Here is a 13,507-nt window from a genome sequence, read left to right on the forward strand (position 1 = left end):
ATATAGTATAATAAGTTTCAAGACACAAGTGTTAATTAAGAAGGGAGTCTTTCAACATGGGTATGTTTATTTCAACTGTAACTGGCTTTTTCGTTGTGTTAATGATCGCTATGGCAATGTTCATTCACTATTTACGCGTTGGATTAGATTCTAAATCTTCAGTAAGAATTGATTCAAAACCAACTGAAAAATTCTAAAATATTAAGTCAGTAAAACTCTCAAATGAGTTTTGCTGACTTTTTTCGTATATAATATATTTTGTATGAATGATGAATAGGAGTTGTAGAATAATGGGATCTTCTTTAAATGAAATTCTTAGCTTTAATGATTCTTTTGTTAAATTTAAACAGTACGAGCCTTACATCACATCCAAATACCCTGACAAAAAGTCAGTTATTTTAACTTGTATGGATACTCGTCTAGTTGAATTGCTTCCAAAAGCCATGAACATGAGAAATGGTGATGTGAAAATTGTAAAAAGCGCAGGAGCACAGGTCAGCCATCCTTTCGGAGCGATTATGCGTAGCTTGTTAGTTGCTGTATATGCATTAAAAGCTGATGAAGTTTATGTAATTGGCCATCATGATTGTGGCATGAGTGCTATTGACCCAGAGGTAATGCTCTCTAGTATGCTTGAACGTGGTATCAGTGAAGATATCATTAATACTGTAAAATATTCTGGTATCGATTTGGATGAATGGCTTCGTGGCTTTGGTGATGTATCGACAAGTGTTATTAAGAGTGTCGATATTATTCGCAATCATCCTCTAATGCCAAAAATGACACCTGTCCACGGACTTGTCATTGACCCCAACACAGGTAAATTGGATTTACTAGAAGATGGCAATGCCTATTTAGCAGAAAAAGGCGTGCAAGCTGAAGTTTAAAATCTTAAAATATAAAGAGGGCTATCCTACATAAATACATTAGCTGCAAGCCAATTGCATTTTTAGGATAGCCCCATTCTATTTTCTAAAATCATCTTGAAGTAAAGAGTATAGATAATGATCTTCCCAGCTTCCATTGATGTACAAAAGCTCCCTTAATAGACCTTCTCGTACAAAGTGGGCTTTTTCCAGTACTTTGATGGATCCCTCGTTCTTAGGTGATACATAGGCTTCGATTCGATGCAATTTCACATGTCGAAATGCAAACTTAATCACTTCATTTACCGCCTCAGTCGCAATACCCTTTCTTGTGTATCGTTCATCGATCGAATAACCGATAAAGGCACTGTTGTATGGAAGCCTTTTAATAGCATACAAGGAAATATGTCCAATCAATACATTGCTTCCTTTAGGATAGATTCCAAAAGAAAATTCACGATTTGCACGTAATAAATGGATACTTTCTAATATTTTTTTAAATTGTGCCTCTTCCGTGTAGAATTCTTCTTCATGAAGCGGCTCATGAACGGACCAAAAAAATTTATTTCTCCTCATGAGCTCAGCCAAGCTTTTAGCATCCGACTCCACAAAGGTCCGTAATAATAAGCGATCCCCCTCAATCTTTACCAACTTATCACCCTTTTTATGTAATAAATTAAAAAACTTTTTCACCATGACAAAAGTACCCTCAAGCCTTTCTTGAAGTATCTTACAGTTAATCACGCTTCCATTATTTTGCACATCATCTATTTCTTTAATTCAAGCTGTTTTTGTTAAATCCTTCTTTTAAATTTAATAAAAGGGAATTGTTAGTCCTCTTTGTTCCGCTATTGCCTTTACGCGACTAATTGTTTCCTTTAATACATTTATGCGAGCATATTGCTTATTATTTCCTGAAATTAAAACCCATGGCGCATTTATGTTATCCGTTTTTTCGAACATTTCGTTTGCACAAGCTACATACTCATCAAACTTTTCCCGATTACGCCAGTCTTCATCTGTTAGCTTCCATGCTTTCATCGGATTGGTTTGACGTTCTTTGAAACGGGCTAATTGTTGATCTTTATCGATATGAATCCAAAACTTTAAGACAATGTATTGATCATCAGTTAACGTCTTTTCAAAATGAATAATTTCATCATAGGCCCTTTCCCATTCCTCGTTATTTGCAAACCCCTCAATTCTTTCTACTAAGACTCTGCCGTACCATGAACGATCGAATATTCCGATTTGGCCATATTGAGGTAATTTACGCCAAAATCGATGTAAGTAGTGGTATCTTTTTTCATGAGGCTTTGGTGCCGAAATGGGATGTACTAGAACCCCGCGCGGATCAAGATTTTGTGTTAGTCTTTTAATAGCTCCACCTTTGCCGGCAGCATCCATGCCTTCGAAGGCAATTATTAGCCCTATTTTATTATTAAAGAGAAATTGTTGAATATTTAACATTTCATATTGAAGCTTTTCTAATTCCTTTTTGTATTCTTTTTTACCGATAGCTAATTCTAAGTCTAGCGCTTCTAATCTTTTCATGACTAACACTCCTAATCGTCTTATTTAAATATTTTATAATAAGTTATGTTATTGGAAAATGTTGTTCAAAGCTTTGTTAATGTATATAATTTTATAGAAGGGAGCGGAATGAATGAGTCGCCTAATATTATTATTTACTTCGGTCATTGTAGCCACACTCTTTACAATCAATGCATTTTGGCTACAATTAAACGGGCATTCAACTATTGAAATCATAAATCGTTTGCCGTTATTATTTGCACCCGCAAATTATGTTTACTACATATGGATTATTATTTTCATATTTCTTTTCCTTTGGATTTATAACTATATCAAGTTACAACGGACTGATCTCTTTATAACGAAATTACAAACGATATTGTTCATTGTCATAGTGTTTATTCATATTGGCTCTCTTTGGAGCTGGCATAGTGAATACTTTGTTTTATCAACTGTGATTTTACTGATACAGGTTATTATGTTATTCGGACTTTATTTTTCGTATCCATTGAAAAAAGAATGGTTTACATTAAGAATACCCATTTCCATTTACTTTAGTTGGTCAACCTTCTTATTGATTTTACATTGTTGCTACCTTTTAGTGGACTATCAATGGTCTGGCTTTGGAATTAGCAATGCACTTTGGGCGGTTATCGTGATGACTGTTGGAACGGCTATTGCACTCCATTTAAGATATCATCACTTTGACGTCGCCTACCCAATCGTTTTTGTATGGTGCTATATAGGAATTGCCGTACAAAATGGATTTGATGAGCTATTAGTAACAACAGCAGCATTATTCTTGGCTGGTGTGATGATAGTAGGTGTTTTCCTAATTAAAAAGAATCCTGAACACTTGAAATAGCTTCAAGTGCCAGGATTCTTTTTTTAGTCTTCAATTTGTGTAAGAAGAATTGGTTTGTCTTTTGTTACAACAATTGTATGTTCAATTTGCGCAACAAGTGATTGATCTGGAGTAATAAATGTCCAACCGTCTCCAGCTTCTACAATATGCTCTGCTTTTGCTGAAATGAACGGCTCTACTGCCAATACCATTCCCTCTTTCAAAATTGTTGTATCCCAAGCATCAAAATAGTTTAAAACATGGTCTGGTTTTTCGTGTAGAGCACGCCCAACGCCATGTCCAGTCAGGTTCATAATTACCGTTAACCCATTGTCTTTTGCTTCGCGTTCAACTGCTTTACCAATTTGGTTTAGCTTCGAACCAGCTTTAACCTTTGTCATAGCACGGTCAAATGCTGACTTTGCAACATTACAAAGTTTTTCTTTTTCAGGATATCCATCACCGACAACAAAAGAAATTCCTGTATCAGCAAAGTATCCATCCAATGAGCCCGATACATCAATATTAACAATGTCGCCTTCATTAATCACTCGAGAGCCTGGAATCCCGTGGGCTACTTCGTGGTTTACACTGATACAAGTATAGCCTGGGAAGTCATATTCCCCTTTTGGCCCCGAAATTGCACCCGCTTCTTCAAACATATGGCCACCGATTTCGTCTAATTCCTTTGTAGTAATACCAGGTTTTGTCGCAGCTCTCATAGCATCGCGGATTTCAGCACAGATGCGCCCAATCTTTTTTAATGCTTCTAGCTCTTCTTTAGTTTGTACTATCATTTGAAATGTTCCTTCTTCCTATTTACATATCTCTATATAATATACCACAATCCTAACAATTTATTGGGCATGTAAACTTGGTGAAGGGGGCTTTTTTAATAACAAAGAATTTGATGAAATGTGAATTGAGTGACACGTGCGAAGTTTGTGGGATGAATAAGTAGCTCTAGGGAACTAGGGATTAGGAATGCATTTTAATATGCGTATGAAACGTGTTTTGTGCTTATAATTCTTCGTAATGCGTTTCATTCTCTTTATGAAATGCACCACTCTCTCATTTTCACTTCACGATGCAGTTCAGCCATCTAATCCAATTAAAAAAGACGACCAAAAAAACTCGCTGGTCGTCTTTGTACTTTATTTCGTTTGTAATAGTCGTGGTGCTGCTGTGAAGATGAGTATACCTACTATTGCAGTAAGGATGATTGCTGGGATCATGTATGTGCCGTTGTAGATTAGTGTGTAAAGCCATACATTTTGGTCGCCTGCGTACTCGCTGAAGAAGACTGCACCAGCAAGAGCATGAGCTGCGTAACGTAATAAGCCACCCGCTACTATTCCTAATGTAATATACCAAGCTATACTTTTCTTATTGATATCCTTGGCTGCTTGTAAAATTTGTTTACGGAATACACCAGCTAATCCGACAACTGTGAATGCTACTAAGTAATCTAGTAGCCCTTGTACCCAGTGTACAATAAACGGGAAGAACGTCATTTGTAATAACCCAATTATTAGACCGGTTGTCATTCCGGCTAATAATCCCCACCGTATAGCCATAATCAGAATCGGTAGCATTACAAAGCTTATGGAACCACCTTGTGGCCATAATCTAAAGGAAATTTGGTCTAATACTAGACCGATGCCCGCAAATATTGCAATCTCAACGAGCATTAATAGTTTTTTATTGTTCATAACAAGTCTCCTCTCTTCTTATCCAATGTGGAACCTAAGAGAAGGATAGAAATCGTAAAATACAAAGGTTTGATTTCTCCAAAATAAAAATGGCATCAGGACAGAGCCTAAACGCCATTTGGAGTCGGTTTCTATCCACATCCCTACGCAAGTACTAACTTACAGGTTCATAGAGTTAGTGCAATAAGTGCACAATCTCAGCTGACTTCATCAGCTCCCCTTGTGGTAAATAAATTTTGTTTAATTGTTAGAACATTACTAATTGTATCAAACTATATGTTTTTTTCAACTAGAATATGAATACGAATCCCTTTTGTTGTCAATCACTTCCATATATAATTTTTTTGAGGTGAAATATGGAAAATAATAAAATGATATCGGCACTGTGTTATGTTAGCCTATTGTTCGCTCCTTTTTTGCTGCCAATTATCGTTTACTTCGTCATTAAGGATAAAAGGGTAAAGTATCATGCAAAGCGTGCATTGCTGTCACATTCCATTCCTACTGTCCTTTCGCTACTTTTAGTGTTTTTTGGATTTATAGGTGTATTCTCTATGGATTACGATAATATGAATGGATTCATTGTGAAAATGTTTGTTTTGATGGGGATTTACTTTGCCATCACTATTGGCGTTATCATATGGAATTTAGTTCAGGCCTATCGAGTTTTCAGAGTAGGTTTCTAAAGTCACTTCTAAGGGTATTATTAATATAAAGATGAAGGAGTGCATTTCTATGAAATTGGGAAAAACCATTAAAACAATTATGAAGGTAGCACCGATTGTCTATCCAATCGTTAAAAAAGCGATGGATAAGAAAAAAGCATCTAGGACTGGCTATAGAATAAACGGCAGAGACTATTAAGGTCTCCGCCGTTTTTTTACTTAAGTAGGAAGGAAGTTTTACTATAGCCTTCTTTTAATTTTTCCACCTGTAAAATTGCAGGCATTGCTGCTTTCAATTCGGATACGTGAGAGATTACACCAATTATTCTCCCAGATTTCTGAAGATCGATCAGTGTATCAATTGCTTTCATTAGTGATTCTTCATCTAATGAGCCGAACCCTTCATCGATAAACATCGTATCGATTTTCACATTACCCTGGAAGCTTTGAATAACATCAGCCATCCCTAAAGCTAGACATAATGATGCGTTAAATTTCTCCCCACCAGATAATGATTTCACATCACGTGACTGCCCTGTGTAAGTGTCATAGACATCTAGGCTTAAACCGCTTTGGCGACCATGAGATTCCTGTCTATCTGAGCATTGTAAATAGTATTGTCCATTTGATAGATTTTTCAAGCGGATATTGGCAGCCTCTGTAATTTGCTCTAAATACCCCATTTGTACATAGCGTTCAAAGGAGATTTTCTTACTATTTTGACCGCGTAATAGGTTGTGTAAATCAATAATTTGACTTGAAATCTCCTCAAGCTGATAGATTTTATCTGCTACGTGGTCTAGCTTCTCAGAGAAATCAATGGCATGACCTTCATATTGTACCGAGCGATTCAGTATATGAAGTGCATTTTCGTATTCTAACTTTAGCGCATTTAATGCCTCTTCAATAAGTGTTAAATCTACTTTTTCTTTTCCTTCTAATTCTTCACTATCTTGTTGTACTTGCGTTGTAATTGTATGAAGAGCCTTAGAAAACTCCATATATTGATTTTGCAGATGATTGACTTGGAAATCATCGCGAATAGATGACTCAAAATGCTTGTAGTTTTCAAAGCCTGCATCTACCAACGATTGCTTAAACTCATCTTTTGCACGAACTAGCTTTGCTTCTAGGTCAGTAATTTGCTGTGTTGTTTGTTTTACCACCTCTTCTGTTGTTGCAACATACTTCTCAACTTCATGTAAATGCTTTTGTACTCTTTCCCATTGAGTAAATAGAGTCTGCTTATGGAGCTGTGCATCAGCAATTGCCTTTTGTAATTGTGAAATATGCTGTAATTCACTCGGAATTTCCTTTTGTTGTTCTGTTAAAACTGTACTTTCCTTTAAAAGCTGTTCTTTCGTTTGATAATGGTTAGCCTCAAGCTGCTTTTGTCTTCCTTCTAATTGCTCCACCACTGATTTCAATTGTTTAAGATTTTTTTTATAGGAAACTAGCTTTGCTTCATCATTTTTTAATTGCTCAATTTTTAAATTCAGCTCATTAAATTGGTGTATAATTTGCTGTTCTTTCTCAATAGGTGCATTTAATCTTTCAAGCTCTTGTTCACACTGTGTGACTTGCGCTATTTGGCTATTCATTTTCGCTTCAGCTCTATATTTCGTTTGCTCAACCTCTGCTAAATTTGCCTTTAGCTTTTTAATAGTTGTTTCATCAACCATTTCTGTATGCTGACTACTAATCTGCCCGTGCTCAATACTTCCACAAACCGGACAAGGCGAGCCTGGAACTAAACTAGCTGCTAGTCGCGATGCCTGATTCGTTAGCCATTTTCCTTCTTCTACCTCGTAAATCTGTTTTGCAGACTGATATTCCTTCTCCACAGTATTTACATTCAGCTGTAAGCCCTGTAATTCGTGCTTTAACTGATTAAAATTTGAGAAAAGATTAATCACTTGTTTTAAGTAGCTTTGTTGTTCTAATAGCTCATTATAATTTTCTGTCTTTTCTTCAAGTTGTTCGATTAGTTGATTAAGCTGAACAACTTTTTCCTTTTCCACATTCAGCTGCTGCTCGATCGTAACTAAAGAATTTCGTGCTTCCTTTTCAGACACCTGCAAGGATTGAACTCTTTTACTTAATACTTCGATTTGTTCATAACGAGGTAATAATTTTTGAAGATTATTTAAGTGTTCGGAAGCACTTTCACGTTCTTGTTCTTTCGTATACTCTTCCTCAAATGTTTTATTGGCCTTTTCCAAATCTTTTTTAGCCTGCTCTAATTTTTCCGTAACATTTGCTAATTGGTTTTGCTTTTCTACCTTTTCTTTGTGTAAAGCATGGCACTGTTGATTTAAAGGCTGAATTTTACTTGCTCGTATGGCAGCTTCATACTCATTTTTCATCTGTTCGTAAGTAGGTTTTTGCTGTTCTAGCTCTTGAAGCTTTTGTTTTCTATTTTCGAAGTTATCAATTCGGTCATTGATAGCTTTATCTTGCACAAATCTGTTATGTTGATCATCATGCTTCTTTTTTGCTTCTTCATAGAGCTTTTTGTCTTCTTTTATTTTTACTTTATAGTACTTAACTTCTTCATCAAGTGCCTCTTGAATTTGATAGACATTTGACTCTTGTGCAAGAACAGCAAACAATAGAGAATCCCGTTTTGGCAGAGCACCCTCGATTTGAGAAATATAGCTATTTTTTAACGTACGTGCTCGATCTAATTCTGTCTCTGCCTTTCGTTTCTTCTCGTCCAGTTTTTGAGTCATTTCACCATAGCGATTTGTTTTAAAAATTTTGCGTAAAATCTCTTCTTTATTATCAGATTGAGAGGTTAATAGCTTACGAAATTCCCCTTGTGGGAGCATGACGATTTGATTGAATTGGTCATAGGATAACCCAATCAGCTCTTCAATTTTCTGGTTAATATCTGTTACTCTTTGTCTTTCAACGGATGGCAATTCCTGTCCGTCCTCTTGAATTTCAAACAGCTCGTACTTTTCTCCTGTAGCTGTTTTTCGACCTTCCTTCACATGAGAGAGCTGACGTAAAACCCGGTAGGTCTTTCCATGGATTTCAAACAGTAGTTCAACTGCGGTATGAACTGCATCCTCTGCAAAATCGCTTCGTAGCGTTTTTGTTTCTTTACGGTCTTGTCCACTACCAAAACCATATAAGGCAAAGCAGATGCCATCAAATATTGTTGTTTTTCCTGCTCCTGTTGAACCTGAAATCACAAATAAGCGGTTGTCTTTTAGCTCATTGAAATCAATTACTTCTTCACTTTTATATGGCCCGAAAGCCTTCATCGTTAGTTTAATTGGCTTCATTTCACTACCACCTCTTTCGTTGTTTCACGTTCTTCACTTAGCATTTCTTGTAATACCTCTTCAAACAGCTGCTCGGCAATTTCACTTGGCTCTTGCCCCAAAATTTCCTTATGGAATGCCTTAAATAGGCTAAAATCGTCAAGCTGTTCTCTTCTAACAGCTTCCGTTTCACCTTCAAATGTTTCTCTTGGTAGTGCTTTACGCTCTACATGCATAGCGTTTGGATAGACTGTTCGAATTTGCTCCATAGCCCCTACAACAGGAGTTAAATCAGTCAACCGTACAAAAACATAATCCTCGCTGACAGGAGTTCTCAAAATCTCTTGAATTGAGCCTTCGACAATACGTAACTCTCTTCGCGGATTAAATTTTCGTTTTTCGATAGATACTTGTCCATCCTTGTCTAAATCCACAATTAGATAACCCTTTTCATGGTTTGCTTCAGAAGAGGAATACTTTAAAGGCGAGCCTGAATAACGGATTGTTTCATTTAACACATAATGCGCCTTATGCAAATGTCCAAGAGCAGTGTAATGGAAGGGGTTAAAGTATTCCGCACTTACACATTCCGATCCCCCTATTGCTAAAGGACGCTCCGAGTCACTTGTATTATCGAGTTTCTCACCATATGGCGTTACAAAGGCGTGTCCAACGAAGACATGTCGCTTAGACTTGTCCATTTTTTCTTCAATCTTTTCGATTACCTTTTTCATTGCATCGTCATGTGTATTAATAGAATTGTCCTCATATATACTTTTCACCGTTGATGGCTCAGCAAAGGGAACTAAATGAAAATGCACTTCTCCAAATTCATCATTTAGAATAATAGGTTCTAGATTCGTTATTTCTCCAGCAATGTGCAGCCCTGTTTCTTTCATTAGCTTACTACCAAACTGGAGTCTTGTAGGGCTGTCATGGTTTCCTGCGATACTTAACACGGGTACTTTTCTCTTTAACACAATTTCAGCTAATATCTCGTCCAATAAATCAACAGCTTCTACTGGAGGAAGTGCACGGTCATATAAATCCCCTGCAATAATGACTGCATCTGGTTGTTCTTCATCAATGGCTTGTAAAAATTGCTCCAATACATAGCGTTGGTCGTCCGTCATATATACACCTTGTACAAGCTTCCCTAAATGCCAATCAGCGGTATGAAATAGTTTCATTTACACTCAGTCCTCCATTTGAAATGTTTTTTTCTATTATACCATCTTTCGATAAAAAAAGACTGATTTCTACGAACAAACATTCGTAAAAATCAGTCGGAATTATGATGTAATTTTTGGGCGGTTAAACAACATTACGTTGAACGACCATTAAAATGCCCAATTCCCTTTTCGGAAAATTGGCTGTTCTGTTCCATCAGGTAGAATTCCATCGATGTCCATTTCACCACTACCAATCATGAAGTCGACATGTGTAATGGATACGTTGATGCCAAGTGCTTCTAATTGGCCTTCTTCTAGCTGTTGACCACCTTCGTAGCAGGTTGGATATGCTTCACCGATTGCTAAATGGTTAGATGCATTTTCATCAAAAAGTGTATTGTAATATAAAATGCCTGATTCTGAAATTGGCGATTTGTGTGGAACGAGGGCTACTTCTCCTAAGAAGGATGATCCTACATCTTGTGTGATTAGCTCTTGTAACAAATCATTCCCTACTTCAGCTTTCGCTTCAACAATTTTTCCTTTTTCAAAAGTTAAAGAGAAATTATCGATAATATTCCCTTGATATGCTAAAGGCTTTGTACTGCTTACAACACCATTCACCCCGTATTTTGCAGGCAATGTAAATACTTCTTCTGTTGGCATATTGGCAATAAAAGTTGTACCTTCTGGCGTTTTACTGCTTCCCGAAATCCATAAGTGTTTTTCAGGAAGCTCGATTGTTAAGTCAGTACCTGGAGCCTTATAATGCAGTTTTGAAATTTTCATATTGTTAAGTAGGGCTGCACGATCTTGCAATGTATCAATGTGTTTTAGCCAATTTTCAACTGCATTCCCTTCACCAATACGAACCGTTTTGAAAATCGCTTCCCATAAAGCTTCCATTTGCTCTGATTCAGGTAGTTCTGGGAATACCTTTGCAGCCCATTTTTTAGAAGGAACAGCAATGATAGACCAAGCAATTTCATCGTTCATAATCGCTTTACGGTAGCGAACTAATGCAGTACCTGAGGCTTTTTCCTGGGCAGAGATACGTGAAGATGGAATCCCAGCAAGTAGGTCAGGATCTTCTGCATCAATCCATAATAACGCACCTTTGCGTTCGATTAGTTCTTGTCTTTGGGCAACAGTCCATTTCGGAAACTTACTAAATTCCTCTTCTGCACCAAGCTCATAAAAAGAACGTGTAATTTCTGGATCAGTTAAGTTCACCTGCACTCTACCTGCCCCAGCCTCATACGCTTTTTTCACTACGATACGAGTATACTCAAGTGTATCTGTAGACGTATTGATTAATAAATATTGGCCCTTTTGAATATTAACGCCAACCTTAACAGCTAGTTCCGCGTACTGCTCTAATTTCTCCTCAAAAGTCATCCTAGTTCCCTCTCTTTTGTGTAACCGTTTTTGAGTTACCTTCCACTATACTACCTTTGTGCCAAACCTTTTGAACTGCTTTTACTTTCATGTCGCGTGTTAGCTTTTTATAATCTTTTTCATCTCTAAATGAAAGTAAAGTAAGTACCTCACCATCTGCACCAGCACGTCCAGTTCTACCTGAACGGTGTGTATATTGTTCAATCGTACGTGGTACATCCACATGAATTACATGTGTCAGCCCTTCGATATCTAATCCGCGAGCGGCGATATCAGTGGCAATTAAAATACGAGCGTCACCTTTTCTGAAAGCATCTAACGCCTTTTTACGCTCTTCCTTTTTCATATCGGAATGCAGTGTTACAACCTTTGCATCACGGTATTTTAATTTCGTCTCTTTCATCAGAACCTGGTCGATGTTATTGACGAATGCTAATCCACGTAAGCCTTCAATATTCGCAACTCGACGCAGCATATCTGTTTTATCACGTTCATCAACCTTGATAAATGAATGCTCTACCGTTCCTACTTGCACCATGTCTTCTGGCTTAATCTCGATAAGGATTGGCTCGAACATCAAACGGCTTGCTACAAGTTTGATTTCTTCTGTTATTGTTGCAGAAACAACTACGACTTGTCTTCCAAACGCAGCATCTTCAATAAACGATTTAACAGTTACTCGGTATTCACGACTTAATAATTGGTCACACTCATCTAGAACAACGATTTGAACTTCTTTAAGCTTAAATTTGTTCGCTCTTGCTAGTTCGTTTAAACGTCCAGGAGTTCCAACTACGATTGTAGGTTTTTTCTTTAGTTTTTCAATTTGACGAGCAGAGTTAGCTCCACCGATTAGTTGCTGCACTGTGATGTCTGTACCAGCAGTCCATTCACGAATAACCTCAACAATTTGCATTGCAAGCTCTTGTGAAGGAGCTACAATTAGAGCCTGCGTTTGTTTTTTACTACCATCTACTTTATTTAATATTGGTAGTACATATGCCAATGTTTTACCTGATCCAGTTGGAGATTCAGCTACGATGTCTTTACCTTCGAGCATCGCCGGAATCATTTCGTCCTGAACCTTCATTGTTGTTTCATATTTCCATTTGTTTTGTAATGTTTCGTTTAATAAATTGATTACGGACATGATTATTTTACCTACCTTTAGTTACTTGCGTATAGTGTACCATAGATTGAATACTTTACTCGATTTTGACACGATTTTTCTATGCTGTGTGATGGATTTTGAATGGTTTACGACGTTATGGTGTAGATTTATGCTTGGAACGGCTGAATATGGATGGCTTTGCTACATTATGGAACGGTTTTTCACTCGGATCGTCGTAATCCGGCTCGCTTTGCTACCTTGCGAACCGGTTTTCACTCGGATCGTCGCAATCCTGTTCGCTTTGCTACCTTTGCAAACCGGTTTCCACTCGGATCGTCGCAATCCGGCTCGCTTTGCTACCTTTGCGGAGCGCTTTCCACTTGGATCGTCGCAATCCTGTTCGCTTTGCTACCTTTGCAAACCGGTTTCCACTCGGATCGTCGCAATCCGCTTCTCTTTGCTACCTTTGCGAACCGGTTTCCACTCACAACGTCGCAATCCTGTTCGCTTTGCTACTTTATCGAACCGATTTTCACTAGGATTGTCGTAATCCGCTTCTCTTTGCTACCTTTCAAACCAGGTCTCCACTCACAACGTCGCAACCCGGTTCTCTTTGCTACCTTTCTAACCCGGCCTCCACTCACAACGTCGTAATCCGCTTCTCTTTGCTACCTTTCAAACCAGGTCTCCACTCACAACGTCGCAATCTAGTTCACTTTGCTACCTTTCTAACCCGGTCTCCACTCACAACGTCGCAACCCGCTTCTCTTTGCTACCTTTCTAACCCCATCTCCACTCACAACGTCTCAATCCGCCTTTTTTTACTACCTTACCGACTCCATCTCAACCTGCAACGTCGCAATCCGCCACGCGGCTCTACCTTCATCCAACTTATCATCGCCAATTCTCATAGTGAATGACTTCAGTTACTTTG

General features: G+C 37.8%; 13 protein-coding genes and 1 riboswitch. Of the genes, 5 read left to right on the forward strand and 8 right to left on the reverse strand.

From position 1 onward, the window contains the following. Positions 1-56: 56 nt before the first annotated feature. Entirely contained in the window at positions 57-197 is a 141-nt protein-coding gene (locus tag BJ095_RS19065) for a hypothetical protein (RefSeq protein WP_181418052.1), read from the forward strand. 93 nt (positions 198-290) lie between these two features. Then, entirely contained in the window at positions 291-887 is a 597-nt protein-coding gene (locus tag BJ095_RS11175; RefSeq protein WP_107935239.1) for a beta-class carbonic anhydrase, read from the forward strand. Between the two features lie 78 nt (positions 888-965). Here the strand turns inward: BJ095_RS11175 and BJ095_RS11180 are convergent, their stop codons facing one another. Continuing rightward, entirely contained in the window at positions 966-1,517 is a 552-nt protein-coding gene (locus tag BJ095_RS11180) for a GNAT family N-acetyltransferase (RefSeq protein WP_107935303.1), read from the reverse strand. 162 nt (positions 1,518-1,679) lie between these two features. After that, positions 1,680-2,420, reverse strand: a complete 741-nt coding sequence (locus BJ095_RS11185) for a polyphosphate kinase 2 family protein (protein WP_107935240.1) — start codon at positions 2,418-2,420, stop codon at positions 1,680-1,682. A 112-nt stretch (positions 2,421-2,532) separates the two neighbouring features. On the opposite strand from BJ095_RS11185, the gene BJ095_RS11190 reads away from it, so the two are divergent. Then, positions 2,533-3,264 carry a hypothetical protein gene (locus BJ095_RS11190; protein WP_107935241.1) on the forward strand — a complete coding sequence of 244 codons (732 nt, stop codon included), beginning with the start codon at positions 2,533-2,535 and terminating at the stop codon, positions 3,262-3,264. 23 nt (positions 3,265-3,287) lie between these two features. Here the strand turns inward: BJ095_RS11190 and map are convergent, their stop codons facing one another. Further along, positions 3,288-4,040: a type I methionyl aminopeptidase gene (map, locus tag BJ095_RS11195; RefSeq protein WP_107935242.1), complete on the reverse strand. Its 753-nt coding sequence runs from the start codon at positions 4,038-4,040 to the stop codon at positions 3,288-3,290. Positions 4,041-4,397: 357 nt separating this feature from the next. After that, positions 4,398-4,955 carry an energy-coupled thiamine transporter ThiT gene (gene thiT / locus BJ095_RS11200; protein ID WP_107935243.1) on the reverse strand — a complete coding sequence of 186 codons (558 nt, stop codon included), beginning with the start codon at positions 4,953-4,955 and terminating at the stop codon, positions 4,398-4,400. Positions 4,956-5,078: 123 nt separating this feature from the next. Continuing rightward, positions 5,079-5,186: riboswitch (TPP riboswitch) on the reverse strand. 125 nt (positions 5,187-5,311) lie between these two features. Here thiT and BJ095_RS11205 point away from each other — a divergent pair. Both BJ095_RS11205 and BJ095_RS19275 read left to right on the forward strand, forming a co-directional pair. After that, positions 5,312-5,641 carry a DUF4870 domain-containing protein gene (locus tag BJ095_RS11205; protein WP_107935244.1) on the forward strand — a complete coding sequence of 110 codons (330 nt, stop codon included), beginning with the start codon at positions 5,312-5,314 and terminating at the stop codon, positions 5,639-5,641. A 49-nt stretch (positions 5,642-5,690) separates the two neighbouring features. After that, a complete protein-coding gene (locus tag BJ095_RS19275; RefSeq protein ID WP_235867646.1) occupies positions 5,691-5,819 on the forward strand; it encodes a hypothetical protein in 129 nt (42 codons plus the stop codon). 16 nt (positions 5,820-5,835) lie between these two features. Here the strand turns inward: BJ095_RS19275 and BJ095_RS11210 are convergent, their stop codons facing one another. The 4 genes from BJ095_RS11210 to BJ095_RS11225 all read right to left on the reverse strand — a co-directional run bounded on the left by BJ095_RS11210 (position 5,836) and on the right by BJ095_RS11225 (position 12,612). Continuing rightward, positions 5,836-8,913: an AAA family ATPase gene (locus BJ095_RS11210; RefSeq protein WP_107935245.1), complete on the reverse strand. Its 3,078-nt coding sequence runs from the start codon at positions 8,911-8,913 to the stop codon at positions 5,836-5,838. Next, entirely contained in the window at positions 8,910-10,082 is a 1,173-nt protein-coding gene (locus tag BJ095_RS11215) for an exonuclease SbcCD subunit D (RefSeq protein WP_107935246.1), read from the reverse strand. Before BJ095_RS11215 ends, BJ095_RS11210 begins: the two co-directional genes overlap by 4 nt. 150 nt (positions 10,083-10,232) lie before the next feature. Then, on the reverse strand, positions 10,233-11,462 hold the full coding sequence (locus BJ095_RS11220) for an aminopeptidase (RefSeq protein ID WP_107935247.1): 1,230 nt from the start codon (positions 11,460-11,462) through the stop codon (positions 10,233-10,235). A gap of 1 nt (position 11,463) precedes the next feature. Then, complete coding sequence (locus tag BJ095_RS11225) at positions 11,464-12,612, reverse strand: DEAD/DEAH box helicase (RefSeq protein ID WP_107935248.1); 1,149 nt, start codon at positions 12,610-12,612, stop codon at positions 11,464-11,466. Between the last annotated feature and the right edge of the window lie 895 nt (positions 12,613-13,507).

Source organism: Ureibacillus chungkukjangi, assembly GCF_003217295.1.
GTDB classification, from domain to species: Bacteria; Bacillota; Bacilli; order Bacillales_A; family Planococcaceae; genus Ureibacillus; species Ureibacillus chungkukjangi.

Excerpts from the sequence above, each read along its gene's own strand:
- BJ095_RS19065 (WP_181418052.1), top strand. The coding sequence starts at position 57 with ATGGGTATGTTTATTTCAACTGTAACTGGCTTTTTCGTTGTGTTAATG.
- BJ095_RS11185 (WP_107935240.1), bottom strand. The coding sequence starts at position 2,420 with ATGAAAAGATTAGAAGCGCTAGACTTAGAATTAGCTATCGGTAAAAAA.
- BJ095_RS19275 (WP_235867646.1), top strand. The coding sequence starts at position 5,691 with ATGAAATTGGGAAAAACCATTAAAACAATTATGAAGGTAGCACCGATT.
- BJ095_RS11190 (WP_107935241.1), top strand. The coding sequence starts at position 2,533 with ATGAGTCGCCTAATATTATTATTTACTTCGGTCATTGTAGCCACACTC.
- BJ095_RS11210 (WP_107935245.1), bottom strand. The coding sequence starts at position 8,913 with ATGAAGCCAATTAAACTAACGATGAAGGCTTTCGGGCCATATAAAAGT.
- BJ095_RS11225 (WP_107935248.1), bottom strand. The coding sequence starts at position 12,612 with ATGTCCGTAATCAATTTATTAAACGAAACATTACAAAACAAATGGAAA.
- BJ095_RS11220 (WP_107935247.1), bottom strand. The coding sequence starts at position 11,462 with ATGACTTTTGAGGAGAAATTAGAGCAGTACGCGGAACTAGCTGTTAAG.
- BJ095_RS11215 (WP_107935246.1), bottom strand. The coding sequence starts at position 10,082 with ATGAAACTATTTCATACCGCTGATTGGCATTTAGGGAAGCTTGTACAA.
- thiT (WP_107935243.1), bottom strand. The coding sequence starts at position 4,955 with ATGAACAATAAAAAACTATTAATGCTCGTTGAGATTGCAATATTTGCG.
- BJ095_RS11205 (WP_107935244.1), top strand. The coding sequence starts at position 5,312 with ATGGAAAATAATAAAATGATATCGGCACTGTGTTATGTTAGCCTATTG.
- BJ095_RS11175 (WP_107935239.1), top strand. The coding sequence starts at position 291 with ATGGGATCTTCTTTAAATGAAATTCTTAGCTTTAATGATTCTTTTGTT.
- map (WP_107935242.1), bottom strand. The coding sequence starts at position 4,040 with ATGATAGTACAAACTAAAGAAGAGCTAGAAGCATTAAAAAAGATTGGG.